The organism is Actinocorallia lasiicapitis (genome assembly GCF_054778695.1).
Genome location: NZ_BAAGZI010000060.1, coordinates 1 through 22,001 on the forward strand (window position 1 = coordinate 1; position 22,001 = coordinate 22,001).

Consider the following 22,001-nt stretch of genomic DNA (forward strand, 5'->3'; position numbering starts at 1 on the left):
CCCGCCCTCGCCGGACGGGCCGGGCCGGAAGCCCCCCGGGCCCCCGCCTGGGGCACCCTCCCGGTCCTGGCGGCCGGGGTCGCGGCGGCCCTGCTGTCGCTGCGGACAGTCAACACCGACGGCGACGACGTCTTCTACGTGTCCCGCTCCGTCCACACCGCCGAGACCGGCCTCATCCCCCTCCGTGACGTGATCTTCACCCAGGGGGGTGCCGGGCAGATCGCGGGCGAGCCGCCCGTGCCGTCGTTCGAGGTGCTGGTCGGCGGGCTGGCCAGGGCGTTCGAGATGCCCGCCCAGGACTTCCTCTGGTTCCGTGTCCTGCCGTTCGTGGTGTTCTGCGCGGTCTGGGCGATGTGGCGGCTGGTTCGCGAGTGGGCGCCGCGCCGCGCGTTCCTCTGCTTCGCCGTCGCCGCCGTCTACCTGCTCTGGACGGGCGCGCACGGGGCGGCGTTCGGGCCGTTCCATCTGCTGCGCATGTGGCAGGGGAAAGCGATCTTCGTCTCGCTGCTGGTGCCGCTGCTCTACACCTATCTGACGCGGTGGGCGTCGGCGCGCTCCAAGTTCGATCTGGGGATGGCGTTCGTCGCGGGCATCGCGGCCACCGGGCTGACGTCCACGGCCACCTTCGTCGTCCCGCTGATCGTCGGCGGGGCGGTGCTGGCGCTGCTGCTCGGCCGGAAGGGCGGCGAGGCGGTCGGGGTCTGTCTGGCGGCCGTCTATCCGGTGGGGGCGGGGCTGATGGTCGCGCTGAACCCGTCGGGGAACCACGAGGTGATCGGCGCGGTCTACGACGGAGCCGACACCTACGCGCGGGTGCTGCTCACCGGCACGATGGGGGTGATCGCCGGGGTGGCGCTGTGGGCCGGTCCCTGGCTGGCGCGGCGCGGGGCGTCCGCGCTGATGGCGGCGGGCGCCGCGACCGTCGTGACGGTCGTGCTCGTGCCCGGCGTGATCGAACTGCTGGACGGGCTGACACACGCCGGGCAGGTCCTGTGGCGGACCCCGTGGGTCGCGCCCGTCCCGGTGCTGGTCGGGCTGCTCGCAGCCGTCCCGCTGCCGGTGAAGTGGCTCGCGCCGCTGCCCGCCGCCGCCCTCATCGCGACGATCATCCCGACGGGCCTGCCGATCTGGTCGTACCAGAACGACCACACCCGGGTCGCCGACGGCCCGTCCTGGAAGGTCTCCGGCTGGGACGTCCTGACCGTCCAGCGGATCGTCGCGCCGCTCCCCGACCGTTCGGTGGTGCTGGCCCCGCAGAAGTACATGCGCTGGTTCCCGCTGGTCACGACCAGGCTCAACGCCGTCAACCCGCAGTCCCGCCACCTCGAACTGCTCCCCGCCGACCAGCGCTTCAAGGACGACCGCACCCTCCTGACCGAGCTCACCCGCTACGGCACGGCCACCATGCCGCTCCAGGAGCTGGTCGACGCCCTGCACCGGGTCGGCGTCACCTACGCCTGCCTGGACGAGCGGAACACCCGCGGTCTGCGCCTGCTCGGCCAGGCCGGGTTCGTGCCCGCGGAACGCCTCTACGAGCTGCGCTGCCTGCGTCCCGGCTAGCCGAAGATTCGGCGATCTTGTAGCTGAGGCGCTACCGTCTGTAAGTCCTTTGGTCAGGTCGAGGAGGCGGAGCATGGCGCAGCGGACCAGAAAACAGGCACTTCTCCCGGTGACGGTCGGGGCGGTGGTCGCCGGCGTGGTCTGCTACGGGGTCGCGTCGATCCCGACGCCGGACCGGGAAGGGCGCCGGACGGCGGCGGGCACCGAGCCCCTGGCCGACGCGTCCATCACGGCGCGGGCGCGCGGCGCGGGCTACACCGTCCGGGTCGCCAACACCGGGCCCGACGCGACGGGACGGCTCGTGCTCGGCACCGGCGAGCCCGTCGACGGGCCGATCAGAACCTGTGCGAAGACCCCCAAACCGCCCTGCGCCTGGCCGGACGGGCTGGAACCCGGCATGTCCGTGACGTTCACCTTCAGCACCTGGCCGTCGCAGACCCTCGCCGTCCACCCCGACGTCATGGACTGGTCGCCCGCCAACAACGTCGCCCACCTCTACCCGTGAGATGGCCTCAGGTGGACGACGACTTCCGGCGGAAGAACAGCAGGACCGCGACGCCCGCCGCGATGAACCCGAGCCCGATCCCGCCCAGCAGGTAGTCGGTGGACCGGTCGGCGTCCTTCTTCGGGGCCGCGCCGGCCTCGACCTGCGCCGACATCGGCGCCTTCGACGGCGCGCCCTCCGGGGCCGGCTCGGGCAGCCTGCCCTTGGGGGCGACCTGGCCGTCGTCGTTGGCGAAACCCCAGTTCATCAGGGATTCGGCGTTCGTCCAGAGCACGTCGGAGTTGAGCATCGCGATGATGATCGTCTGGCCGTCGCGGTGGGCGGCGCCGACGAACGTCTGGTGGGCGGCGTTGGTGTAGCCGTTCTTGCCGGCGACGAACCCCTGGTACTCGTGGGCCTCGGTCGGCAGCATCCGGATATGGCTGTAGATCGGCATCTGGTACAGCTTGCGCTTGACCGGTTTGCCGGTCTTCTTGTCCTTCTTCGGCGGGGTCAGCGCCGGGAAGGTCGCGTTGACGGTCTGCGCGTACTGGAGGAACTCGGGCAGCTTCAGCGCGGCCCTGAGCTGGATCGCCAGATCGAACGCGGTCGTGTGCTGGGTCTTCACGTTCAGGCCGAGGTCGACGTCCAGGCCGTTCGGCGAGCCGGCGACGGTGTCGAGCGCGCCGATCTCCTTCGCCTTGTCGTTCATCAGCTTGATCGTCTTGGCGTAGCCCTGGGGGTTGGTGAGCGTCATGGCGGCGTCGTTCGCCGACATCATGAGCATCGCCTTGAACAGGTCCGACGCCTTGTAACTGAGCTTCGGATCCATCCCGACCTTGGTGCCCTCGGGATAGCAGGACCTGGCCGTCGCCTTGATCTTGTCGTCGGGGTGCAGCAGCGGGATCAGGGTCAGCGCCGTGAGGACCTTCTGCGTGCTGGCCGGAAGGAACCTGCCCTTGAAGTTCCGGCCCGCGAGGACGTCGCCGGTGTCGCCGTCCACGACGATGTAGGCGCCCTTGCCCTTGAACTTGGGCGCCGGGGCCGCCTGCGCCGTGAAGGGCGTCGTCGCGACGATCAACCCCGATGCCGTGAACAGCGCGGCCGCGCGCAGAGGTGCTCCCATGGTGCAGAGAGCCTAGACCGATTCACCCCGCTGGGCACATTATGCAGAGCACAATAATCTGGTGGGGTGATTTCTCGACGCAGCGCGCTGTTCCTCATGGTCCTGGCCGGTTTCATGGTCTTCGAATGGCTCATGCTGGCGAAGAACCTGGGCAGCGGGCCGCGCCGTTCGGACGCCTTCTATGTGATCCACTACATCCTGGTGGCGTTCAACGTGGTGCTGGCGGCGATCTTGGTGCGGATCGGCTGGCGGGCGTGGAAGAAGCAACTTTGACCCCCCGGTTTTAGTCGGTTTATAGGTGTGCGCTTACTCTTGCGGCCATGGAGTTGGCAGCGGGTCTCCCCCCGGCCGAGCGCGACCGCTGGCGGGAGCTATTGAAGGGCGTACTCCGCAAGTCCGGAGCCGCCACCGAGGACACCCCACTCGATGACGTCGAAGGGCTCCTGACCGAGGAGTCCTACGACGGCGTCGCGATCGCCCCCTTGTACACGGCCGACGAGGCGACGGCTTCCCGGCCGTTCGCCGCTTATGTCCGCGACGGCGTGCAGGACGAGACCCTCGCCGGCTGGGACGTCCGGCAGTGGCACGCCGATCCGCGCCCGGAGGTGACGGGCCCCGCGATCCTCGCCGATCTGGAGAACGGCGCCACCTCGGTCTGGCTGACCGTCGGATCCGCCGGGATCCCGGTGGCGGCGCTGCCCGCGGTGCTCAAGGACGTGCTGACCGATCTGGCTCCCGTCGTGCTCGACGCGGGCCCGCAGACCAGGCAGGCCGCCGAGGCGTTCCTGCGGATCGCGAAGCCGAACACGCTCGGCAATCTGGGCGCCGACCCGCTCGGGCTGGCCGCCAGGACCGGTTTCCTGATCCCCACGCCCGTCGATCTGGCCGAACGGGTCGTCGCCGGATTCCCCGGGATCAGGACCTTCGCGATCGACGGCACCGTCTACCACGACGCCGGCGGCTCGGACGCCCAGGAACTGGGCGCGGTGCTCGCCGCGGCCGTCGCCTACCTGCGGGAGCTCACCGCGGCCGGGCTGACCGTCGACCAGGCCGCCGAACAGCTCGAGTTCCGGTACGCCGCGCACGCCGACCAGTTCCTCACCATCGCGAAGCTCCGGGCGGCGCGACGGCTGTGGGCGCGGGTCGCCGAGGTGTCGGCGATCTCCGACCCGTCGCCCCGGATCCACGCCGTGACGTCGTCGGCGATGATGACGCGCCGCGACCCGTGGGTGAACATGCTCCGGACCACCATCGCGTGCTTCGCGGCCGGGGTCGGCGGCGCGGACGCCGTCACCGTCCAGCCGTTCGACGCCAGGCTCGGCCTGCCCGACGGGTTCTCCCGGCGGATCGCCCGCAACACCCAGACCCTGCTGCTGGAGGAGGCGTCGCTGGCCAGGGTCGTCGACCCGGCGGGCGGCTCCTGGTACGTCGAGCGGCTCACCGAGGACCTCGCGCGGGCCGCGTGGGCGTGGTTCACCGAGATCGAGCGGGCGGGCGGGCTGGCCGCCGCCCTCCAGGACGGCGAGATCGAGACGGCGCTCGCCGGCACCTGGGCGGCGCGCCGCGACGACCTGGCGCGGCGGAAGGCCCCGCTGACGGGCGTCAGCGAGTTCCCCAACCCCGACGAGCGGCTGCCCGTCCGGGACGAGGCGCCCGAAGAGCTGTCCGGCGGGCTGCCCCGCCTCCACTACGACCACGACTACGAGGACCTGCGCGCCTGGGCCGACTCACTGGACGAGCGCCCCGTGGTCTATCTGGCGGTGCTCGGCCCCGTCGCCGTGTACACCGCCCGCGCGACGTTCGCCGCCAACCTGCTCCAGGCGGGCGGCTTCCGCACCGTCACCGGCCCGCCCGAGGACTTCCCCGGCGGGTTCGCCGCCGTGCTCTGCTCCAGCGACAAGCTCTACGCCGACCAGGCCGAGCAGGCCGTCGCCCTGTTGAAGGACAAGGGAGCGGGCATGGTCTGGCTGGCGGGCAAGGGCGACCATCCGGGCGTCGACGGCCATCTGTTCGCCGGCTGCGACGCCGTCGAGATCCTCACCACGTTCAAGGAGGCAGCGGGATGACGATCCCCGACTTCTCCGAGCTGACCCTCGGCGAGCCGATCAACCCGGGCGTCCTGGAGAGCCGCTGGAAGGGGCTGGCCGGGCGGCGTCCCGGCTGGGACACCCCAGAAGGCATCGCGGTGCCGCCGCTGTACACGTCCGAGGACGTCGCGGAGCTGGACTTCCTCGCCACCTACCCGGGGATCAAGCCGTTCCTGCGCGGCCCGTACGCGCCGATGTACGCGACCCAGCCGTGGACGATCCGGCAGTACGCCGGGTTCTCCACGGCGCAGGAGTCCAACGCGTTCTACCGGCGGAACCTGGCGGCCGGGCAGAAGGGCCTATCGGTGGCGTTCGACCTGGCCACCCACCGCGGCTACGACTCCGACCATCCGCGGGTGGCGGGCGACGTCGGGATGGCGGGCGTCGCGATCGACTCGATCTACGACATGCGGCAGCTCTTCGACGGGATCCCGCTCGACAAGATGTCGGTGTCGATGACCATGAACGGGGCGGTGCTGCCCGTCCTGGCGCTGTACGTGGTGGCGGCCGAGGAGCAGGGGGTGGCGCCCGAGCAGCTCGCCGGGACCATCCAGAACGACATCCTCAAAGAGTTCATGGTCCGCAACACCTACATCTACCCGCCGGCGCCGTCGATGCGGATCATCTCCGACATCTTCTCCTACACGTCGCAGCGGATGCCGAAGTACAACTCGATCTCCATCTCCGGCTACCACATCCAGGAGGCAGGGGCCACGGCCGACCTGGAGCTCGCCTACACGCTGGCCGACGGCGTCGAGTACATCCGGGCGGGCCGCGAGGCGGGGCTCGACATCGACGCGTTCGCGCCGCGGCTGTCGTTCTTCTGGGCGATCGGCATGAACTTCTTCATGGAGGTCGCGAAGCTGCGGGCCGGGCGGCTTCTCTGGGCGAAGCTCGTCAAGGAGTTCTCTCCCAAGTCCGACAAGTCGCTGTCGCTGCGGACCCACTCGCAGACCTCCGGCTGGTCGCTGACCGCGCAGGACGTCTACAACAACGTCGCCAGGACCATGATCGAGGCGATGGCCGCGACCCAGGGGCACACCCAGTCGCTGCACACCAACGCCCTCGACGAGGCCCTGGCGCTGCCGACCGACTTCTCGGCACGGATCGCCCGCAACACCCAGCTCCTGCTCCAGCAGGAGTCCGGGACGACGCGGACCATCGACCCGTGGGGCGGCTCGTTCTACGTCGAGAAACTGACCCACGATCTGGCGGCGCGGGCCTGGGAGCACATCCAGGAGGTCGAGAAGTTCGGCGGGATGGCCCGCGCGATCGACGAGGGACTGCCCAAGCTGCGGATCGAGGAGGCGGCGGCGCGGACCCAGGCGCGGATCGACTCCGGACGCCAGCCGGTGATCGGGGTCAACAAGTACCGGCCCGACGCCGACGAGCTGATCGACGTCCTCAAGGTCGACAACGCGTCGGTGCGCGCCCAGCAGATCGCGAAGCTGGAGCGGCTGCGCGCCGAACGCGACCCGCGCGAGGTCGAACGCGCCCTCGCCGCCCTGACGGCCGCGGCGGGCGCCGACCAGATCGCCGACCTCGAGCACAACCTGCTGAAGCTGGCGATCGACGCCGCCCGCGCCAAGGCGACGGTCGGTGAGATCTCCGACGCGCTGGAGAAGGTGTACGGACGGCACTCCGCGACCATCCGTACCATTTCCGGTGTCTACCGGGAGGAGGCGGGCAACGTGCGCTCCATCGAGGCCGCGCGGGCGGCCACCGACGAGTTCGCTTCGCAAGAGGGGCGCCGGCCCCGTATCCTCGTCGCCAAAATGGGGCAGGACGGGCACGACCGGGGCCAGAAGGTCATCGCCACCGGCTTCGCCGACCTCGGTTTCGACGTCGATGTCGGGCCGCTGTTCTCGACGCCAGAAGAGGTCGCCCGTCAGGCCGTCGAGGCCGACGTGCACATCGTCGGCGTCAACTCGCTGGCCGCCGGGCACCTCACCCTCGTCCCGGCGCTGCGTTCGGCGTTGGCGGACGAGGGCCGCGACGACATCATGATCGTCGTCGGGGGAGTGATCCCGCCGCAGGACTTCGACGAGCTGCGCGCCGCCGGCGCCTCGGCGATCTTCCCGCCGGGCACGGTGCTCGCCGAAGCCGCGCTTGACCTGCTGAAGGAGCTGTCCGCCCGCCTTGGCCATGCCTGACGTCCAGGAGTACGTGACCGGGGTCCGGGACGGTTCCCGGGCGTGGATCGCGCGCGCGATCACGCTCGTGGAATCGACCAGGCCCCGCCATCACGAGCTCGCCCAGGCCGTCCTGGCCGAGCTTACGCCGTTCGCGGGCGGCGCGCGCCGGATCGGCATCACGGGCGTGCCGGGGGTCGGGAAGTCGACCTTCACCGACGCGCTGGGCACCCTGCTGACGGGGAAGGGCCACCGGGTCGCGGTGCTGGCCGTCGACCCGTCCTCGACGAAGACCGGCGGCTCCATCCTCGGCGACAAGACCCGGATGGCGCGGCTCGCCACCGACCCGAACGCCTTCATCCGGCCGTCGCCGACGGCGGGCACGCTGGGTGGTGTCGCCAAGGCGACTCGGGAGGCGATGGTCGTCATGGAGGCGGCGGGGTACGACGTCGTCCTGGTCGAGACGGTCGGGGTCGGGCAGTCGGAGACGACAGTTGCCGAAATGGTCGATTCGTTCCTCTTTCTGACGATCGCTCGGACCGGGGACCAGCTTCAGGGCATCAAGAAGGGTGTGCTGGAGCTGGCGGACGTCATCGCCGTCAACAAGGCCGACGGCGCCCACACGCTCGACGCGCAGAAGGCGGCCCGTGATCTGGCGGGGGCGCTGCGGCTGCTGCGTTCGGGCGGCCGGCCCGTGCCCGTCCTGACGTGCAGCGCGCTGGAGAACAGCGGGCTGGAAGAGATCTGGGACCAGCTCACCGCCCACCAGGACGAGCTGCGCGCCTCCGGTGAGCTGGCGGCCCGCCGCCGGGCCCAGCAGATCCGCTGGACCTGGTCGATGGTCGAGGACCGACTCCTCACCGCCCTGCGCACCCATCCGGCCGTCCGTGACCTCGCCGTCGAGCTGGAACCGCTGGTCGCCGACGGTGTTCTGCCCCCTTCGACCGCCGCCGAACGGCTCCTGGCCGCTTTCGCCGACCCCCCGGAATGAAAAGGGAACAATGAGCCGAACAGAAGCCTGTCTCGAGGACGCGGGCAATGTGCTGGTCGCGCCTTCGACGGTGGAGATCGGGGATTTCTTCGGGGCCACGATCACGCCGGAGGAGCTCGTTTCCGGTGCGTTCGACGTCGCGCGGAAGACCGTCTATCTGTGCGGGGACCTTTCCGGGATCAGCGCGGGGCTTCTGCGGGAGGCGGCCCGGGTCTTCGTGGTTCGGGAACTGTCGCACGGAGACCACGGGCCGTGGAGTCTCGTCGGCCTCGGTCAGGTTCCGCTCCGTGTGCACGGCGTCGGCGTGTACTACCGCCGTTTCTTCGGTCTTGACGACGGTCACTTCGGGCGGATTCTCGGGGAGCACGAGTTCCAGTCGCTGACGGAATCCACCAAGCCGGGAACGGCGCATCGCAGCGGCATCTATCTGACGCCCGTCACACGGGAGGGCGACGCACTGCATTTCCGGCTGCTCCGGTGCTCCACGAATCTGTCGGGGCCGACCGAGGGTTTCCGGGCGACGGACGTTGAGATCGTCGAGGCGCTGAACCGTGAGGCCGCCGCCGTTTTCCGTGACCAGGCGCCGCTGAATCACGTCCTCGCGCAGATCTACCACAACACGGGTGCGACGCCCGAACGCAAACAGTCCAAGGCGAAGATCTCGGCCCATGCCGACAAGACGAAGGACATGCCCGCCAACGGCATCATGGCGTTCTGCACTTTCTATGACGGCCTGGAAAAGCTCCAGCCACTGGCTGATTCCTTCGACTACGGGGTGAAGGGCGTCAGCGGTCTGACCAGGCTCCAGTTCCGTCTCAAGGACGGGCATTCCGCGTCGGCGCTGCCCGAGCAGTTCACGGTGACGCTCCATCCGGGCTCCGTGTTCTTCATGCCGCTGTCCACGAACCGCCTGTACACGCACGAGATCCGCCCGTCCGCGCTGCCCGCCGACACCCTCCCGGTCCGCCTCGGCTACGTGGTCCGCTGCTCGAACGCCGAAGCCGTCCACAGGAACGGCCGCACTTTCCTCAGATCAGGCGAAGCCCTGCTGCCGCTGGCGCCGCCCACCCAGGAGGGCATGGACGAACTCCGCAGGCGGTACGCCGAAGAGAACAGAACCTCGTCCTTCATCGACTACGGCGACGAGTTCCTCTTCAGCATGAACACCGGAGACTACGCTGCCCCCCACCTCTAGAATCCCGCCCGAAATCCTCTCCTTCACTCTCCCCACCGAACAGGACCTCTTCGCAGAGCTCTCCGCATCGGTCCACTGGGAAGAGCTGGGAAAAGGCAGAAAAGGCGCCGTCCTCACCCGTCCCGACGAGACGGGCGCCGTCCCCCTGGTCCGCACCACCACCCGCTACACCCACCCCACCCAACGTTTCCGTGCGATCCACGAACGGCTGGCCCGGCAGATCCAGGAACACGCGGCGCTCCCGTTCGGCTTCAACAACGCCCTCATCGAGACCTACACGAACGCCTACGCCACCATGGGCGCCCATTCCGACCAAGCCCTGGACCTGGCCGACGACTCCTTCATCGCCCTCTTCTCCTGCTACCGAACCCCCGCATCGGCCCAGCCGAGAAAACTGGTCTTCGAATCAAAGGCTTCCCCCGCCGAAAAGTTCGAGATCCCCCTCACCGACCACAGCGTCATCGCCTTCTCCCTGAAGTCCAACCGCCACCTGAAACACAGAATCATCCTGGACAAGTCCACCCACCCACCAGAAAACCCCTGGCTGGGCATCACCTACCGAACCTCAAAAACCCATCTGCATTTCCGCGACGGCCACCCGCATCTCCCCACGGGCACCCTTCTCACCCCGGCCACCAAACCCCAATCCGACGCCTTCTACGACCTCCGCCGCCAAGAAAACACCAACCCCGACTTCCACTACCCCCCACTCACCTACACCCTCAGCCCCCCCGACCTCCACCCACCCACCTGACTGCACTCAACCTCCGTGATCAGCGCAGCTAGTCGAGGACGGCGATGGCTTCGACCTCGACCATGAGGTCGGGTTCGCCGAGGGAGGCGACGCCCAGGAGAGTGACGGGTTTGGTCGGGTCGACGCCGAGTTTCTGGGCGGCTTTCGTCACGCCCTCGCCCAGGAGGGGCATTTTGTCGGACGTCCAGTCGACGACGTAGATGGTGAGTTTGGCGACGTCGTCAAAGGAGCCGCCGATCTCGGCGAGGGCCGTGCCGATGTTCAGGTAGGCCTGTTCGACCTGGGCGGCGAAATCACCTTCGCCGACCTTGTTGCCTTCGGCGTCACGGGCGACCTGCCCGGCGAGGAACACCATGCGCGAGCCGGTCGCGATCGAGACCTGGCGGTAGACCTCGGGCTTGGGAAGTCCGTCGGGGTTGATGAGCGTCACGGCCATGATCGTGCTCCTCGTCATCGGTGGCGTCGCCGGAAACATAGCATCGCTATGTAAACTGGGGCCATGCCCAGGACGAAGGATCCCGCCGTGCGCGCCCTGCTGATCGAACGGGCCGCGCAGATGCTCCGCACCCGGCAGCCGATCACGCTCCGCGCCCTTGTCGACGGGACCGGCGTCTCGACCATGGCCGTCTACACCTACTTCGGCGGCATGGACGGCCTGTGGCAGGCGATGCGCCAGGAAGGCTTCACCCGCCTCGCCGCGCGACTGTCCACCGTCACGATGACCGACGACCCGGTCCGCGACCTCACCGCCCTGGGAGCCGCCTACCTGTCGAACGCCCTGGCCGAACCCGACCTCTACCGCGTCATGTTCGACGCGAACTTCGACCTCGAAAACCCCGAAGCCGCCGACGAGACCCTCCACGCCCTGGTCCACGCCATCAACCGCGCGAAAGCCCTCGGCCGTTTCCGCCCCGACGTCGACCCCCACGCTCTCGCCACCCAGAGCTGGCTCATCGGCCACGGCCTCGTCTCCCTCATCGCCACCGGCCCCCTCCCACGCGAAGCCCTCTCCCACGGCATCCCCCTCCTCACCGCCTTGTTCATCAGCGCCGGCGACACCCCCACCCGCTGCCGCCACTCAGTAGAACAAGCCTGGCCCCACCCGTGACGCCACCGCCGTCGCGGAACGGACTCTCGGCGTGCCGCGCTAACGCCCCTTCCGCAGGTCGCAGGAGCCCCACCCGTTCTTGATCGTGTCGAGCTGCGGCGTATGGACCGTTGGGGCGAGGTGAAACGGTCGCTTTGCCACAGGTCGAGGCGATCAAGGAGCGCTAGCCGGCGATCAGGCGGGTGAGGTCGCGGTGGAACTTGTCGAAGGAAGGGGAGGCCGCGCGGGCGGCGTCGAGGTCGAAATGCTGAGCGAAGCGGGGCTGGTGGGCGGGGGCCTGGTAGATCTGGCCGGGCGGCATCTGCTTGGTGAACCATTCCTTGGCGCCGCGGACGTTCTCGGGCTGGTCCGGCCCTTTGAGGTCAGCCGGGAGGCCGGACTTTCCGGACAAGCCGGACGCTCCGGCGAGAAACCATGCTTCGAACTCGCGCACGGGAAGAACAACGGAGAGTGCGAGATCGGGTCGCACGACGCCGCCGCGTCGGCGCAGGTCGTCGGCGACGGTGACGGCGCAGTCGTCGTCGGCGTCGAGAAGGACCAGGAGGCCGGTGGCGCGGGGAACCATCCGGAGGACGGTCGTGAGCGACCGTTCCAGCCCGCCCGGCTTGATGATCGAATCGCGCGGGACCCGCAAGGGTTTCGGGGCGTCGACGTACACGGTGGGATCGATCGACGCGGCGACCCGTCGCAACAGCACCGGGACGGCGGCGACCTCGCCGTGGCCCTCGACGATGGAGGCGATCACGGGGGGCTTCATGGTTCGGGCGTCACCTCGGGTCGCATCAGTCCGGTGCGCATGAGCTCGGCGAGCGTCATTGTCTTGTCTTCGACGAGGGATCTGCCCGCGGCGTCCAGCGGACCGATCCTGGTCGCTCCGCCCGTGTTGACGGCCACCAGCAAGTGCGCCGGGTCGGCGGCCTCACTGTCGAGCAGATCCGCACTCTGCGTCGTCACGATGATCTGAGTGAGCTGCGATCCTGCGGCGAGCGCTTCGTAGAGGGCCCCGAGGGACGGCGGGTGGATCGCCTTCTCCGGCTCCTCGATGCTGACGAAAGGGATCGAACCGGTCAGGACGTCCGGCTGGTAGAGCGCGGTCAGTACTCCGGCGAGACGGAGAGTCCCTTCGGAGAGCGATTCCCGCTCGAAGACCTCACTGCCGCCGTCGCCTGTCCGGAAGCGGGCGCTGACCGTCGTGTAGCGGCCTTCATCCTTGCGGTCGACGCCCAGCGCATTGTCGATCATCAGGGACACGTAGCCGTCGACCGTTTCCTTGACGGCTGGATTTCGCGCGGCGAGCAGCCCCAGCACATGCCCGAGGTGTTCGCCGGAGGCGCCCAGCGCGCTGTCCCTCGCCTCGGCGGGGGTCTCATCCAGGGCGCGCAGCGTCGGGGTGTTCAGGTCGTAGAACTTCGCGGCACGCAACTCGGCCGCGAGCTCCCGATAGGTGCGGGTGGGGGGAGCGAACTTGATGGATTCCAAGATGGGGGCGGCGGGCTGATCAGCGTCAATGCCGCGGATGTTGAGAACGTTCGGTGTCAGCTCGGCGACGTCGGCCGAGCGGTTCAGCCGGAAGGAGCCGAAGACGCCTTCCTCCCGTACGACCGCCAAGTGCCCGCTTTCGTCGCGCCCGACTTCCAGCGCGTAGAAGTCGCCCGCCCCGCCGAAATCCAGACGGATGCCGAAGGATCGAGCGGTGGAACCGGCGGAGTCACGGAAGAGCAGCGCGTCGAGCCCGCCCCGGACCGACACAGCGGACTTGAGCGAGGTGCACAGGGCGTCGACGAGGAAAGCCACCGCGTCCAGAAAGTTGGACTTCCCGGCAGCATTCGGGCCCACCAGTACGGTGAGCGGTCCCAACCGCACGTCACAGGAGTCCAACGACCGGAAACCGTGCACCCGGACGCGCGTCACGAACGGCGGTCTCGCCACCACGCCGTCTTGTTCGAGTCGCACTGACGTCCTTCCACCGAACCGCATCCACGCAAGATCACAGTGCACGGCTGCACCACCACCTAAGTCTGCCCGACATGGCAGCCCGAATGCTTCCCTCACCACTGATGATCGCGTCGAGCTGCGGCGTGTCGCCGGTTTGGGCGGCGTTGAACGGTCGGGATGCCGCAGGTCGAGGCGATCAAGGGGTGAGGGTGGCCCAGGTCCATTTGCCGTGGGGGGTGGGGGTGGTGCCGTGGGTGGTGGAGAGGGCGGTGACGAGGTGGAGGCCCCAGCCGCCGCCGGTGTCGAAGGTTTCGGGGGTGGAGTCGAGGGATTCGAGGGTGCGGACGGTGGGGCGGAGGGTCGGGGTTAGTGGGCTCGAATCCCAGGTGGAGATGTGGAGGTGGGCGGGGGTGCGGGCGAGGCGGAATTTGATGAGGAGACCGGGGGTGGCTTCGGCGCTGTTGGTGATGAGTTCACTGGAGATGAGGAGGGCGTCGTCGAGGAGGTGGGGGAGGCGCCATTTGGTGAGGCGGTGCGTGATGAGGGAGCGGGCCAGGCCGGCGGCGGCGGGGGAGGCGAGCAGGTCGAGGGTTAGGTCGTCGGAGGTCATCGTCATCACCGAGTTCTCCCAGTTGGGCGGGCTTGTCGAATTCGCTACGAGAATCACACCGACGGATTACGCTCGGTTGTATCCGCAGGATCGGGAGACAGGAATTCCGGGATGCCTGTTCACACACGTGATCCGCTCGACGCCCGGGCGTCGCACTGGCACTGGTTGTCGGCGTATATGCGCTGGCTGCGGGAGAGGGACGGGCTTTCTCTCGCGCAGGTCGGCAGAATCCTCGGCGTGACGCGGGGGACTGTATGCAACTTCGAGTCCGGCTACCGGCGTCTCGACGAGCACTACGCGAAGCTTCTCGACGAGCGTTACGAAACGGGCGAACTACTCCAGACGATGGTGTTCTACGCCCGCATGACCCACGACCCCGACTGGGCGCGGACGGTCGCCGCCTACGAGTTGGAAGCCTGGGTCCTCAAGATCTACCACGGACAGATCATCCCTCCTCCGTTCTCGACTGAGGCGACGATCCGGGCGCAGGTGGCTGCGGCACGTACGACGCTGGACGTCGAAGAAATCGTGGCGTCGCGGCTCGGCCGCAAGCGCGCGCTGCTGGATCGCGACGACGCGCCGAGCGTCTACCTGTTGCTCGACGAAGCTGTTCTTGAGCAGCTCACGGGTGGGCCGCAGGTCTTGAAGGCGCAGTTGACGCACCTCCTCGAGCTTGACGAACGGCCTCGGGTCAGCATCCGCGTCATCCCGCGAACCGTTGGCGCCCATGTCGGACAGGACGGTCCGATCCGCTACGTGGGCCTTGAGGCGCGGGGCGTCGCCTATATGGGTGCTCAGCGGGGAGGACGCCTGGTCGAAACCTCCGAGGAGGTTCGGGATGTTCAACTAGATTGGGACATGATTAGCCACCAAGCCTTGTCCCAAGGTGACTCCCGAAACATGATCGTCCAGAAGATGGAGAGTCTTTCATGACAGTCCAGTGGCGTAAGAGTTCCTACAGCGGTGGCATCCAGGACGAGGCGTGTGTCGAGCTCGCGCAGCTGCCCGCAGCGGTAGGAGTTCGTGATTCAAAGAACCCTCGCTTGGGTCATCTCGCCCTGACGGCCCGGCAGTTCGCCATCCTCGCTGGCACGATCAAGCGGGAGCCGGTGTGAAGGTGTCTTGGCGTAAGAGCTCGTACAGCGGTGGCATCCAGGACGATGCGTGTGTGGAGCTGGCGCAGTTGTCCTCGGCGGTCGGGGTTCGGGATTCGAAGAATCCTGGGGTGGGGCACCTGGCCTTGACGGTTCGGCAGTTCGGGGCGCTGGCCGGGGGGCTCAAGGGGCGGTAGAGAGATTTGTGGTGGGGCGGCGGTCGCTTTGGCGGCCGCCGTTCTGTGTTGGGCGGGGCTTTCGGTGGGGGGGGGGGCCGGGCTAACATGAAAGTGAGTTCATGTTCGGGATGGGGGTCGGGGCGTGTTGTTGGAGCGGGAGAGGGCCGGGCTGGCGGAGGCCGGGAGAAGGCTGGCGGCCGGGGGGCTGGTGATCGGGACCAGTGGGAATCTGTCGGTGCGGGTGGATGAGCTGGTCGCCGTGACGCCTACGGGCGGGGTGATCGGGGAGCTGGACGCGCGGGACATGACCGTCCTGAATCTGGACGGGGAAGTGGTGGACGGGGAGCTGGCGCCCACGTCCGAGGTGCCGATGCATCTGGCCGTGTACCGGGCGACGGGGGCGGCGGCGATCATGCATACGCATGCGGTGGCGTCGACGGCGGTCTCGATCACGAAGAACGAGATTCCGATGATCCACTACACGATGCTCGGGCTCGGCGGGGAGATCAGGGTCGCGCCTTATGCCTGTTATGGGACGGACGAGCTGGCCGCGCACGTCGTCAAGGCCCTGGAGGGGCGGCAGGCGGCGCTGATGCGGAACCACGGGTCGATCGCGATCGGGTCGACGCTGGCCAAGGCCGTCGACAACCTCGAACTGACCGAGTGGATCGCCGAGCTGTACGCGAAGGCCCTGACGCTCGGGGCCCCGCGCACGCTCGACGCCAAAGAGCAGGAAGCCGTGATCATGCAGGCGCTCGCGGGCGGCTACGGCGCGACGAAGAAGCTGTGAGGGAGACGACCATGAGCAGCGAGTACGCGATCTCCGAGTGGCCGGACGTCGACGCGATCGAGAAGGATCTGCACCGGCTGACCAGCACGCCGATCCGCCGCCTGTCCCACGAGCACCTGGCCGGCTACCACGCCTGGTACGAGCGGAACACCGCCGGATCGAAAGCCGCCCACGCCGAAGCCGAGCGGTACATTCCCGGCGGAATCCAGCACAATCTGGCGCTCAACGATCCGTGGGCGCTCGACATCGTCAGAGCCGAAGGCGCCTACCTCTGGGACGTCGACGGCAACCGGTACGTCGACTTCCTCCAGGCCGGCGGCCCGACGGTGCTGGGCAGCAACCACGCCCCCGTCAAGGAGAAGATCAAGGAGCTGCTCGAGGAGTGCGGCCCCGTCACCGGGATGCTCCACTCGTACGAGATCAAGCTCGCCAAGCTGATCCACGACCATATGCCGAACGTCCAGAAGTTCCGGATGCTCGGCTCGGGCACCGAGGGCGTCATGGCGGCCGTCCGCGCGGCCCGCGCCTACACCGGAAAAGCCCACGTGATCAAGGTGGGCGGCGCGTACCACGGCTGGTCCGACCAGGTCGTGTTCGGCCTGCGCATCCCCGGCACCGGCTCGCTGGAGGCGGCGGGCATCCCGGCGGGCGCGTTCCAGCTCACCCAGGAGGTCGCGCCCGGCGACCTCGACGCCCTGCGCGCTCGGCTCCAGGCCAACACCGCCAACGGTGGGACGGCCGCGGTGTTCGTCGAGCCGATCGGCCCCGAATCGGGCGCCCATCTCGTACGGCACGAGTTCAACACGCAGGTCCGCGAGCTGTGCGACGAGTTCGGCGCGCTCCTGGTCTTCGACGAGGTCGTCACCGGTTTCCGGCTCGGCCTGGGCGGCGCGCAAGGCTACTTCGGGGTACGTCCCGATCTGACCGTGTTCGGCAAGTGCGTGGCGGGCGGCTACCCGGCGGCCGGCGGGGTCGGCGGCAGCGACGAGGTGATGGCGGTGTTCGCGGGCGGCCTGACCGCGGCGGGCAAACGCGCGCTGGTCGGCGGCACCCTCGCCGCGAACCCGCTGTCGTGCGCGGCCGGCTACCACTCGCTGCTGGAGATGGAGCGGACCGGCGCCCCCGCCCTCGCCGGACGGGCCGGAGACCGCCTCCGCCAGGGCCTTTCCGCCCTGATCGCCCGGTACGACCTGCCGTACGTCACCTACAACGTCGGCTCGATCGTCCATCTGCACACCTCGGGCGTGCTCCATCTGTCGATCCACGACCCCGCGTTCTTCACCGAGCTCGGCCCGCGCAAGGACATGCTCGGCCAGATGTCCATGGCGTTCTCCGCCGAAGGCCTGATCACGCTGGCGGGCAGCCGGCTCTACACGTCGATGGCCGACACCGACGACGTCATCGACGACGCCCTCGCCCGCTTCGACCGCGTCTTCGCGAAGGTCTAGCCGTGGGCGGCTACGTCATCGGCGTCGACCTGGGGACGGGCGGCCCCAAGGTCGCCCTCGCCACCGTCGACGGCCGGATCCTCGGCCACGAGTTCGAACGCACCCCGGTGCGTTTCCTGCCCGACGGCGGCGCCGAACAGGACCCCGACGACTGGTGGGACGCCATCACCACGGCCCTGCGCCGGCTGCTGGCCCGCGAGCTCGTGGCCGTCGCGGAGATCAAGGCGATCTGCATGTCGTCCCAGTGGGGCGGCATCGTGCCCGTCGACGCCGCCGGCCGCCACCTGCACAACGCCGTCATCTGGATGGACGGCCGCGGCGCCCCCCACACCGAGCGGCTCGCCGGCAGCGGCCTGACCATCCCCGGAGTCGGCTACAACGCCCGCAAACTCGCCCACTGGATCCGCAAGACGGGCGGCGTCCCCACTCTCACCGGAAAGGACCCTGTCGGGCAGATCGCGTTCCTCAAACACGAGCGCCCCGACGTCTACCAGGCCGCCGCCCACCTGCTGGACGTCCCCGAATATCTGACGATGCGGCTGACGGGCCGCGCGGTAGCGGCACACGACACGATCGTCCTGCGCTGGTGCACCGACAATCGGGGCACGGTCGACTATGACGACAAACTGATCGCGATGGCGGGGCTCGACCGGGCGAAACTGCCCGAACTGGTGCCGCCCGCGACGGTCGTCGGCACGATCCGGCCGGACGTCGCCGCTGAGCTCGGCCTGGACAACGGTGTCCAGGTCGTCACCGGGACGGGCGACACGACCGCCGCCGCCGTCGGCGCCGGAACCGTCCTGGACGGCCAGGGCCACCTGTACATCGGGACGTCCGCGTGGCTCTCCTGCCATGTCCCGTACAAGAAGACCGATCTGCTGTCGGGGGTCGCGTCGATGCCGTCGGTGGTGCCCGGAAAGTACTGGGTGGCGAACATTCAGGACGTCGCGGGCAAGGGCATCGACTGGCTGGTCGACAACGTCTTCCTGCCGGACGACGGCTTCGCGTCCGACCACGGCACCCCCGAGGAGGTGCTGGAACGGCTGAACGCGCTCGCCGCGACGTCTCCGCCCGGCAGCAACGGCGTCGTGTTCACGCCCTGGCTGAACGGCGAACGCACCCCCGTCGACGACCGGACGGTCCGCGGCGGCTGGTTCAACATCTCCCTGACGACGACCCGCGCCGACCTGGTCCGCAGCACGTTCGAGGGGATCGCGTTGAACGCCCGCTGGCTGAACCGGTCGGTCGAGAAGTTCACCGGGCAGCGGTTCGGGAAGCTGCACTTCATCGGCGGCGGCGCGAAGTCGCTGCTGTGGTGCCAGGCGATGGCCGACATCCTCGATCGGGAGATCCACCAGGTCGCCGAGCCCGTCCTGGCGAACGTGCGGGGCGCGGCGCTGATCGCGTCGGTGGCGATCGGCGAGCTCACCTGGGCGGAGATCCCGGACAGAGTGGAGATCGCCCAGGTCTTCCGCCCGGACCCGGCCAACCGGGAGGTCTACGACCGGGCGTTCGCGACCTTCCTGGCGCTCTACAAGAACAACAAGGGGCTCTACGCGAAGATCAACGCTCGGCGGTGAGGTCGTCGAGGTAGAGCCGGAGCATCCGCTTCAGCTCGTCGAGGTGCTCCGGCTCGGCGTCCTCCCGGAAGACGTGCTGGAGCACCGAGTCCGCCGCCCAGACGGCGACGCGCGCCGCCCGTTCCAGCGCGGCCCCGTCGGCGACGCCGAGCTGCGCCGCGATGATCCGCCGCACTCCGGCCATGATCGTCTGATTGTTCTCGCGGTCGGCCTGCGCCAGCTCGGGGCTGAGATGCCGCCCCGTCCACATCGCCACATATCCGGGATTGGTGCGGTACATCTCGGTGAACGTGTCGATGACCGTCGCGACGGGATCGTCCAGCCGCTCCCGCTCGGCCCGTTCGACGAGCGCCGCGATCGCCAGCTCGAACCCCTCGATGTAGTGCCGCCCCAACGCGTCCACGATCGCCGCTTTGTCGGGAAAGAACTGATAAATACTCCCGACGGGCACCCCCGCCACCTCGGTGATCGCCCGGATCGTCAACGCCTCGAACCCACCACTCGCGATGATCGAGTCCGCCGCCCGCAGGATCGCCCCCACCCGCGCCCGGCTCCGCGCCTGCTGCGGCTGCCGCCGCAACCCACCCCCGAACTCCACCCACCGATCCTAGGCCGGGCGCGCCCGGGGCGAGGACGGGCCGCACGGCTCAGGGACGGGGCTGGGACCGCGAGGTGATCTTGATTTTGCCGGTGGTGATGGCCTTGGCGATGGCCGCGAGCTCCTTGCGCGTCTTCTTCGACACCTTTCCGCCCTGCCGGTGGAAGGACGCCAGCTTGGTCCCGCCGTTGGCGAGAGTGCCGATCCTGCTCCCGCCGATCTGCCCCTTCGCCGCCGCGAGCACCGCGACCCGGGTCGCCAGCCGGAAGTTCTTCACCACGGACGTCAGCATGACCGAGCAGTACTGGGTGACGCCCGTGCACCCGTCGAAGTCCGGCCAGATCACCGCGACCTTCCCGCCCGACTCCGTGGCCACGGCCGCCGCCCCCAGACCGGTGGCGCCCGCGACCGGGAACACCACGTCGGCGCCCTGCCGGACGAGCTTCTTGGTGATGCGCTTGCCCGCACGGACGTCCACGAAGGAATTGGCGAACAGCCCGCGCTTGGGCTTGCGCTCGTCCCAGCCGAGCACCTTCACCTTGCGCTTCTTCACCTTGTTGTAGTGGCGGACGCCCTCCCAGAAACCGTCCATGAAGAGCGTGACGGGCGGAATGTTGAGCCCGCCGAACGTGCCGACCACCCCGGTCTTCGACCGCGCCGCGGCCAGATAGCCCGCCTGGAACGCCGACTGCCCGACGTTGAACTGCAGCCCCCGCACGTTCGGCAGCGCCGACGGCGAGTCGACGATCACGAACCGCTGCTTCGGATACTCCCGGGCGACCCGGTCGGTGGCCTCGCCCATCAGCCCGCCGACGCTCACGATCACACCGCAGCCGCGCTTGGCCATCGCCCTCAGATTGACGGCGTAGTCGTCGGCTATGGAGGAAGCCAGGAAGGAGACCTTCATTCCGGTCGCGTCGGCCGCGTCCCGCAGCCCCGCCCAGGCCGGGGTGTTCCACGAGCGGTCGTCGATGCCGCCGGTGTCGGTGACCAGACAGGCTTCGAACGGAGCCGCCGCGGAGGCGGGCACGGCCGTCAGCGGACCGGCCAGAGCGACGGCCGCGATCAGGGCAAGGAGGCGCATGGCCCGGAAGGTTACCTCGTTTTTGGGGGGTATTTACAGGTTTGTTACTTTTGGCCTAGGGTGACGCGGCATGGTGCGTGAAGCGGATTTTGTCAAGAAGAATCGGGCGAGCATCTCGCACAGGATCTCGTTCGCGGTGAAGAATCCGGGGAAGGTGCCGCCGTATGTGCGGCGGCTGGTGCGGGACACCTGGCTGAAGGTGAAGACGCGGGGCGACCATCTCGCCTACTACCGCGAGGTGATGCGGCACGACACCGCGCGCAACCCCGAGGCGGCGGTCGGGAGCCGGACGCACCAGCGGTGGATCGCGCTCGGGGAGATGCAGTTCGGGTACCTCCGCAAGCACGGGCTGCTGCCTGAGCACACCATGCTGGAGATCGGCTGCGGGAACCTGCGGGCGGGCCGGCTGTTCATCGACTACCTCGACGCCGGGAACTACAGCGGCATCGACATCTCGCCCGACATCCTCCAGGCCGCCCGACGCACCCTCGCCGACTACGGGCTCGAGGCCAAGAAGCCGGCGCTGTCCCTGGTCACCGACAACAAGTTCGCCCGCTTCCCCGACGCCTCGTTCGACGTCGTCCACGCCCACAGCGTCTACTCGCACTGCCCGATCAACGTCATCGACGAGTGCTTCGCCCACATCGGCCGGGTGCTGAAGCCGTCAGGCCACTTCGACTTCACCTTCGACCGGACCGAGGGCGAGGAGCACCACGTCCTCAACGAGGACTTCTACTACCGCACCGAAACCCTGATCGCCCTGGCCGACAAGCACGGTCTCGACGCCGAGTTCATGGCCGACTGGGAGAAGCTCAAGCACAACCAGTCCAAGATCCGTATCAGGCGCCGGGGATGAACAGGCGGATCGCCGCCGTGGTCGTGGCGGCGGCGAGCACGATGAGGGGGAAGGGCGCCTTGCGGACGGCCAGCACGCCCGCCACGCCCACCCCGGCGATACGCGCCCAGCCGGCGAACCCCTGACCTTCGGCGAAGGTCGCGGTGACGACCAGCGCCACCAGCAGGACGGCCGCCGCGACGGTCAGCAGCCCCCGCACCCGCTCCGGCAGCTCGATCATCGGCCCCGCCAGCCGGAACCCCAGGGTTCCCACGGCCAGCACGGCGATCGCGTAGAACGGCATCACGCCACGTTCTCCTCGACGTTCTCGCGGCGGCCCCGCCGGCGGACGACCACCGGAACCAGCCCGGCCAGCGCCAGCAGCACCGGCACCCCGGCGGGCAGGAACGG

Annotated in this window: 24 protein-coding genes; 16 read left to right on the forward strand and 8 right to left on the reverse strand. The window is 68.9% G+C overall.

Annotation, left to right across the window (positions count from 1 at the left end):
* Nucleotides 1-1,560: DUF6077 domain-containing protein (locus tag ACYVE7_RS09990; RefSeq protein WP_460364314.1), on the forward strand; the 1,560-nt coding region annotated here is incomplete at its 5' end.
* Between the two features lie 73 nt (nt 1,561-1,633).
* Nucleotides 1,634-2,065 (forward strand): hypothetical protein, encoded by a 432-nt coding sequence (locus ACYVE7_RS09995; RefSeq protein WP_460364315.1) that lies wholly within the window; start codon nt 1,634-1,636, stop codon nt 2,063-2,065.
* A 7-nt stretch (nt 2,066-2,072) separates the two neighbouring features.
* On the opposite strand, the gene ACYVE7_RS10000 is transcribed toward ACYVE7_RS09995, so the two are convergent.
* Entirely contained in the window at nt 2,073-3,170 is a 1,098-nt protein-coding gene (locus ACYVE7_RS10000; protein WP_460364316.1) for a D-alanyl-D-alanine carboxypeptidase family protein, read from the reverse strand.
* A 66-nt stretch (nt 3,171-3,236) separates the two neighbouring features.
* Here ACYVE7_RS10000 and ACYVE7_RS10005 point away from each other — a divergent pair, with 66 nt between their 5' ends.
* From ACYVE7_RS10005 to ACYVE7_RS10030, 6 genes are read left to right on the forward strand one after another with little or no spacing between them, the layout of a single operon-like run.
* Nucleotides 3,237-3,443: an SCO4848 family membrane protein gene (locus tag ACYVE7_RS10005; RefSeq protein WP_460364317.1), complete on the forward strand. Its 207-nt coding sequence runs from the start codon at nt 3,237-3,239 to the stop codon at nt 3,441-3,443.
* A 47-nt stretch (nt 3,444-3,490) separates the two neighbouring features.
* Complete coding sequence (locus ACYVE7_RS10010; RefSeq protein WP_460364318.1) at nt 3,491-5,236, forward strand: methylmalonyl-CoA mutase family protein; 1,746 nt, start codon at nt 3,491-3,493, stop codon at nt 5,234-5,236.
* Nucleotides 5,233-7,410, forward strand: a complete 2,178-nt coding sequence (scpA, locus tag ACYVE7_RS10015; RefSeq protein WP_460364319.1) for a methylmalonyl-CoA mutase — start codon at nt 5,233-5,235, stop codon at nt 7,408-7,410. The genes ACYVE7_RS10010 and scpA overlap by 4 nt, the downstream gene beginning before the upstream one ends.
* Nucleotides 7,403-8,380 carry a methylmalonyl Co-A mutase-associated GTPase MeaB gene (gene meaB / locus ACYVE7_RS10020; RefSeq protein ID WP_460364335.1) on the forward strand — a complete coding sequence of 326 codons (978 nt, stop codon included), beginning with the start codon at nt 7,403-7,405 and terminating at the stop codon, nt 8,378-8,380. The genes scpA and meaB overlap by 8 nt, the downstream gene beginning before the upstream one ends.
* A 10-nt stretch (nt 8,381-8,390) precedes the next feature.
* Nucleotides 8,391-9,575, forward strand: coding sequence for a hypothetical protein (locus ACYVE7_RS10025; RefSeq protein WP_460364320.1), 1,185 nt, complete (start codon nt 8,391-8,393; stop codon nt 9,573-9,575).
* A 13-nt stretch (nt 9,576-9,588) separates the two neighbouring features.
* Complete coding sequence (locus ACYVE7_RS10030) at nt 9,589-10,329, forward strand: alpha-ketoglutarate-dependent dioxygenase AlkB (protein WP_460364336.1); 741 nt, start codon at nt 9,589-9,591, stop codon at nt 10,327-10,329.
* Between the two features lie 28 nt (nt 10,330-10,357).
* Here ACYVE7_RS10030 and ACYVE7_RS10035 read toward each other — a convergent pair whose 3' ends face one another.
* Entirely contained in the window at nt 10,358-10,765 is a 408-nt protein-coding gene (locus tag ACYVE7_RS10035) for a RidA family protein (protein ID WP_460364321.1), read from the reverse strand.
* Nucleotides 10,766-10,828: 63 nt separating this feature from the next.
* Between ACYVE7_RS10035 and ACYVE7_RS10040 the strand changes: the two genes are divergently transcribed.
* Nucleotides 10,829-11,437 carry a TetR/AcrR family transcriptional regulator gene (locus ACYVE7_RS10040; RefSeq protein ID WP_460364322.1) on the forward strand — a complete coding sequence of 203 codons (609 nt, stop codon included), beginning with the start codon at nt 10,829-10,831 and terminating at the stop codon, nt 11,435-11,437.
* Nucleotides 11,438-11,600: 163 nt separating this feature from the next.
* On the opposite strand, the gene ACYVE7_RS10045 is transcribed toward ACYVE7_RS10040, so the two are convergent.
* From ACYVE7_RS10045 to ACYVE7_RS10055, 3 genes are all read right to left on the reverse strand, one after another.
* Nucleotides 11,601-12,194: a DUF4276 family protein gene (locus ACYVE7_RS10045; protein ID WP_460364323.1), complete on the reverse strand. Its 594-nt coding sequence runs from the start codon at nt 12,192-12,194 to the stop codon at nt 11,601-11,603.
* A complete protein-coding gene (locus tag ACYVE7_RS10050; RefSeq protein ID WP_460364324.1) occupies nt 12,191-13,489 on the reverse strand; it encodes an AAA family ATPase in 1,299 nt (432 codons plus the stop codon). Before ACYVE7_RS10050 ends, ACYVE7_RS10045 begins: the two co-directional genes overlap by 4 nt.
* Nucleotides 13,490-13,568: 79 nt before the next feature.
* A complete protein-coding gene (locus ACYVE7_RS10055; RefSeq protein ID WP_460364325.1) occupies nt 13,569-13,988 on the reverse strand; it encodes an ATP-binding protein in 420 nt (139 codons plus the stop codon).
* A 105-nt stretch (nt 13,989-14,093) separates the two neighbouring features.
* On the opposite strand from ACYVE7_RS10055, the gene ACYVE7_RS10060 reads away from it, so the two are divergent.
* The 6 genes from ACYVE7_RS10060 (at nt 14,094) to ACYVE7_RS10085 (ending at nt 19,073) form a co-directional block, all read left to right on the forward strand.
* On the forward strand, nt 14,094-14,915 hold the full coding sequence (locus ACYVE7_RS10060) for a helix-turn-helix domain-containing protein (RefSeq protein WP_460364326.1): 822 nt from the start codon (nt 14,094-14,096) through the stop codon (nt 14,913-14,915).
* On the forward strand, nt 14,912-15,097 hold the full coding sequence (locus tag ACYVE7_RS10065) for a DUF397 domain-containing protein (protein ID WP_460364327.1): 186 nt from the start codon (nt 14,912-14,914) through the stop codon (nt 15,095-15,097). Before ACYVE7_RS10060 ends, ACYVE7_RS10065 begins: the two co-directional genes overlap by 4 nt.
* Nucleotides 15,098-15,099: 2 nt before the next feature.
* Nucleotides 15,100-15,273, forward strand: a complete 174-nt coding sequence (locus ACYVE7_RS10070; RefSeq protein WP_460364337.1) for a DUF397 domain-containing protein — start codon at nt 15,100-15,102, stop codon at nt 15,271-15,273.
* Nucleotides 15,274-15,403: 130 nt separating this feature from the next.
* A complete protein-coding gene (locus tag ACYVE7_RS10075; protein ID WP_460364328.1) occupies nt 15,404-16,045 on the forward strand; it encodes a class II aldolase/adducin family protein in 642 nt (213 codons plus the stop codon).
* 11 nt (nt 16,046-16,056) lie between these two features.
* Complete coding sequence (locus ACYVE7_RS10080) at nt 16,057-17,493, forward strand: aspartate aminotransferase family protein (RefSeq protein ID WP_460364329.1); 1,437 nt, start codon at nt 16,057-16,059, stop codon at nt 17,491-17,493.
* A 2-nt stretch (nt 17,494-17,495) separates the two neighbouring features.
* Nucleotides 17,496-19,073, forward strand: a complete 1,578-nt coding sequence (locus ACYVE7_RS10085) for a xylulokinase (protein WP_460364330.1) — start codon at nt 17,496-17,498, stop codon at nt 19,071-19,073.
* On the opposite strand, the gene ACYVE7_RS10090 is transcribed toward ACYVE7_RS10085, so the two are convergent.
* Together ACYVE7_RS10090 and ACYVE7_RS10095 are read right to left on the reverse strand one after the other, a co-directional pair.
* Entirely contained in the window at nt 19,057-19,671 is a 615-nt protein-coding gene (locus tag ACYVE7_RS10090; RefSeq protein ID WP_460364331.1) for a TetR/AcrR family transcriptional regulator, read from the reverse strand. The genes ACYVE7_RS10085 and ACYVE7_RS10090 overlap by 17 nt on opposite strands.
* A gap of 49 nt (nt 19,672-19,720) precedes the next feature.
* Nucleotides 19,721-20,755 carry a BMP family lipoprotein gene (locus ACYVE7_RS10095; RefSeq protein WP_460364332.1) on the reverse strand — a complete coding sequence of 345 codons (1,035 nt, stop codon included), beginning with the start codon at nt 20,753-20,755 and terminating at the stop codon, nt 19,721-19,723.
* A 70-nt stretch (nt 20,756-20,825) separates the two neighbouring features.
* Here ACYVE7_RS10095 and ACYVE7_RS10100 point away from each other — a divergent pair, with 70 nt between their 5' ends.
* The gene (locus tag ACYVE7_RS10100) at nt 20,826-21,611 is read left to right on the forward strand and encodes a class I SAM-dependent methyltransferase (RefSeq protein ID WP_460364333.1); all 786 of its coding nucleotides are present in this window, start codon (nt 20,826-20,828) and stop codon (nt 21,609-21,611) included.
* On the opposite strand, the gene ACYVE7_RS10105 is transcribed toward ACYVE7_RS10100, so the two are convergent.
* Nucleotides 21,595-21,894, reverse strand: coding sequence for an AzlD domain-containing protein (locus ACYVE7_RS10105; protein WP_460364334.1), 300 nt, complete (start codon nt 21,892-21,894; stop codon nt 21,595-21,597). The genes ACYVE7_RS10100 and ACYVE7_RS10105 overlap by 17 nt on opposite strands.
* Nucleotides 21,895-22,001: the final 107 nt, after the last annotated feature.

Coding starts and splice junctions, on each gene's coding strand:
- ACYVE7_RS09995 (WP_460364315.1), top strand. CDS start 1,634: ATGGCGCAGCGGACCAGAAAACAGGCACTTCTCCCGGTGACGGTCGGG.
- ACYVE7_RS10000 (WP_460364316.1), bottom strand. CDS start 3,170: ATGGGAGCACCTCTGCGCGCGGCCGCGCTGTTCACGGCATCGGGGTTG.
- ACYVE7_RS10010 (WP_460364318.1), top strand. CDS start 3,491: ATGGAGTTGGCAGCGGGTCTCCCCCCGGCCGAGCGCGACCGCTGGCGG.
- scpA (WP_460364319.1), top strand. CDS start 5,233: ATGACGATCCCCGACTTCTCCGAGCTGACCCTCGGCGAGCCGATCAAC.
- meaB (WP_460364335.1), top strand. CDS start 7,403: ATGCCTGACGTCCAGGAGTACGTGACCGGGGTCCGGGACGGTTCCCGG.
- ACYVE7_RS10025 (WP_460364320.1), top strand. CDS start 8,391: ATGAGCCGAACAGAAGCCTGTCTCGAGGACGCGGGCAATGTGCTGGTC.
- ACYVE7_RS10035 (WP_460364321.1), bottom strand. CDS start 10,765: ATGGCCGTGACGCTCATCAACCCCGACGGACTTCCCAAGCCCGAGGTC.
- ACYVE7_RS10040 (WP_460364322.1), top strand. CDS start 10,829: ATGCCCAGGACGAAGGATCCCGCCGTGCGCGCCCTGCTGATCGAACGG.
- ACYVE7_RS10045 (WP_460364323.1), bottom strand. CDS start 12,194: ATGAAGCCCCCCGTGATCGCCTCCATCGTCGAGGGCCACGGCGAGGTC.
- ACYVE7_RS10055 (WP_460364325.1), bottom strand. CDS start 13,988: ATGACGATGACCTCCGACGACCTAACCCTCGACCTGCTCGCCTCCCCC.
- ACYVE7_RS10060 (WP_460364326.1), top strand. CDS start 14,094: ATGCCTGTTCACACACGTGATCCGCTCGACGCCCGGGCGTCGCACTGG.
- ACYVE7_RS10065 (WP_460364327.1), top strand. CDS start 14,912: ATGACAGTCCAGTGGCGTAAGAGTTCCTACAGCGGTGGCATCCAGGAC.
- ACYVE7_RS10080 (WP_460364329.1), top strand. CDS start 16,057: ATGAGCAGCGAGTACGCGATCTCCGAGTGGCCGGACGTCGACGCGATC.
- ACYVE7_RS10095 (WP_460364332.1), bottom strand. CDS start 20,755: ATGCGCCTCCTTGCCCTGATCGCGGCCGTCGCTCTGGCCGGTCCGCTG.
- ACYVE7_RS10100 (WP_460364333.1), top strand. CDS start 20,826: ATGGTGCGTGAAGCGGATTTTGTCAAGAAGAATCGGGCGAGCATCTCG.
- ACYVE7_RS10105 (WP_460364334.1), bottom strand. CDS start 21,894: ATGCCGTTCTACGCGATCGCCGTGCTGGCCGTGGGAACCCTGGGGTTC.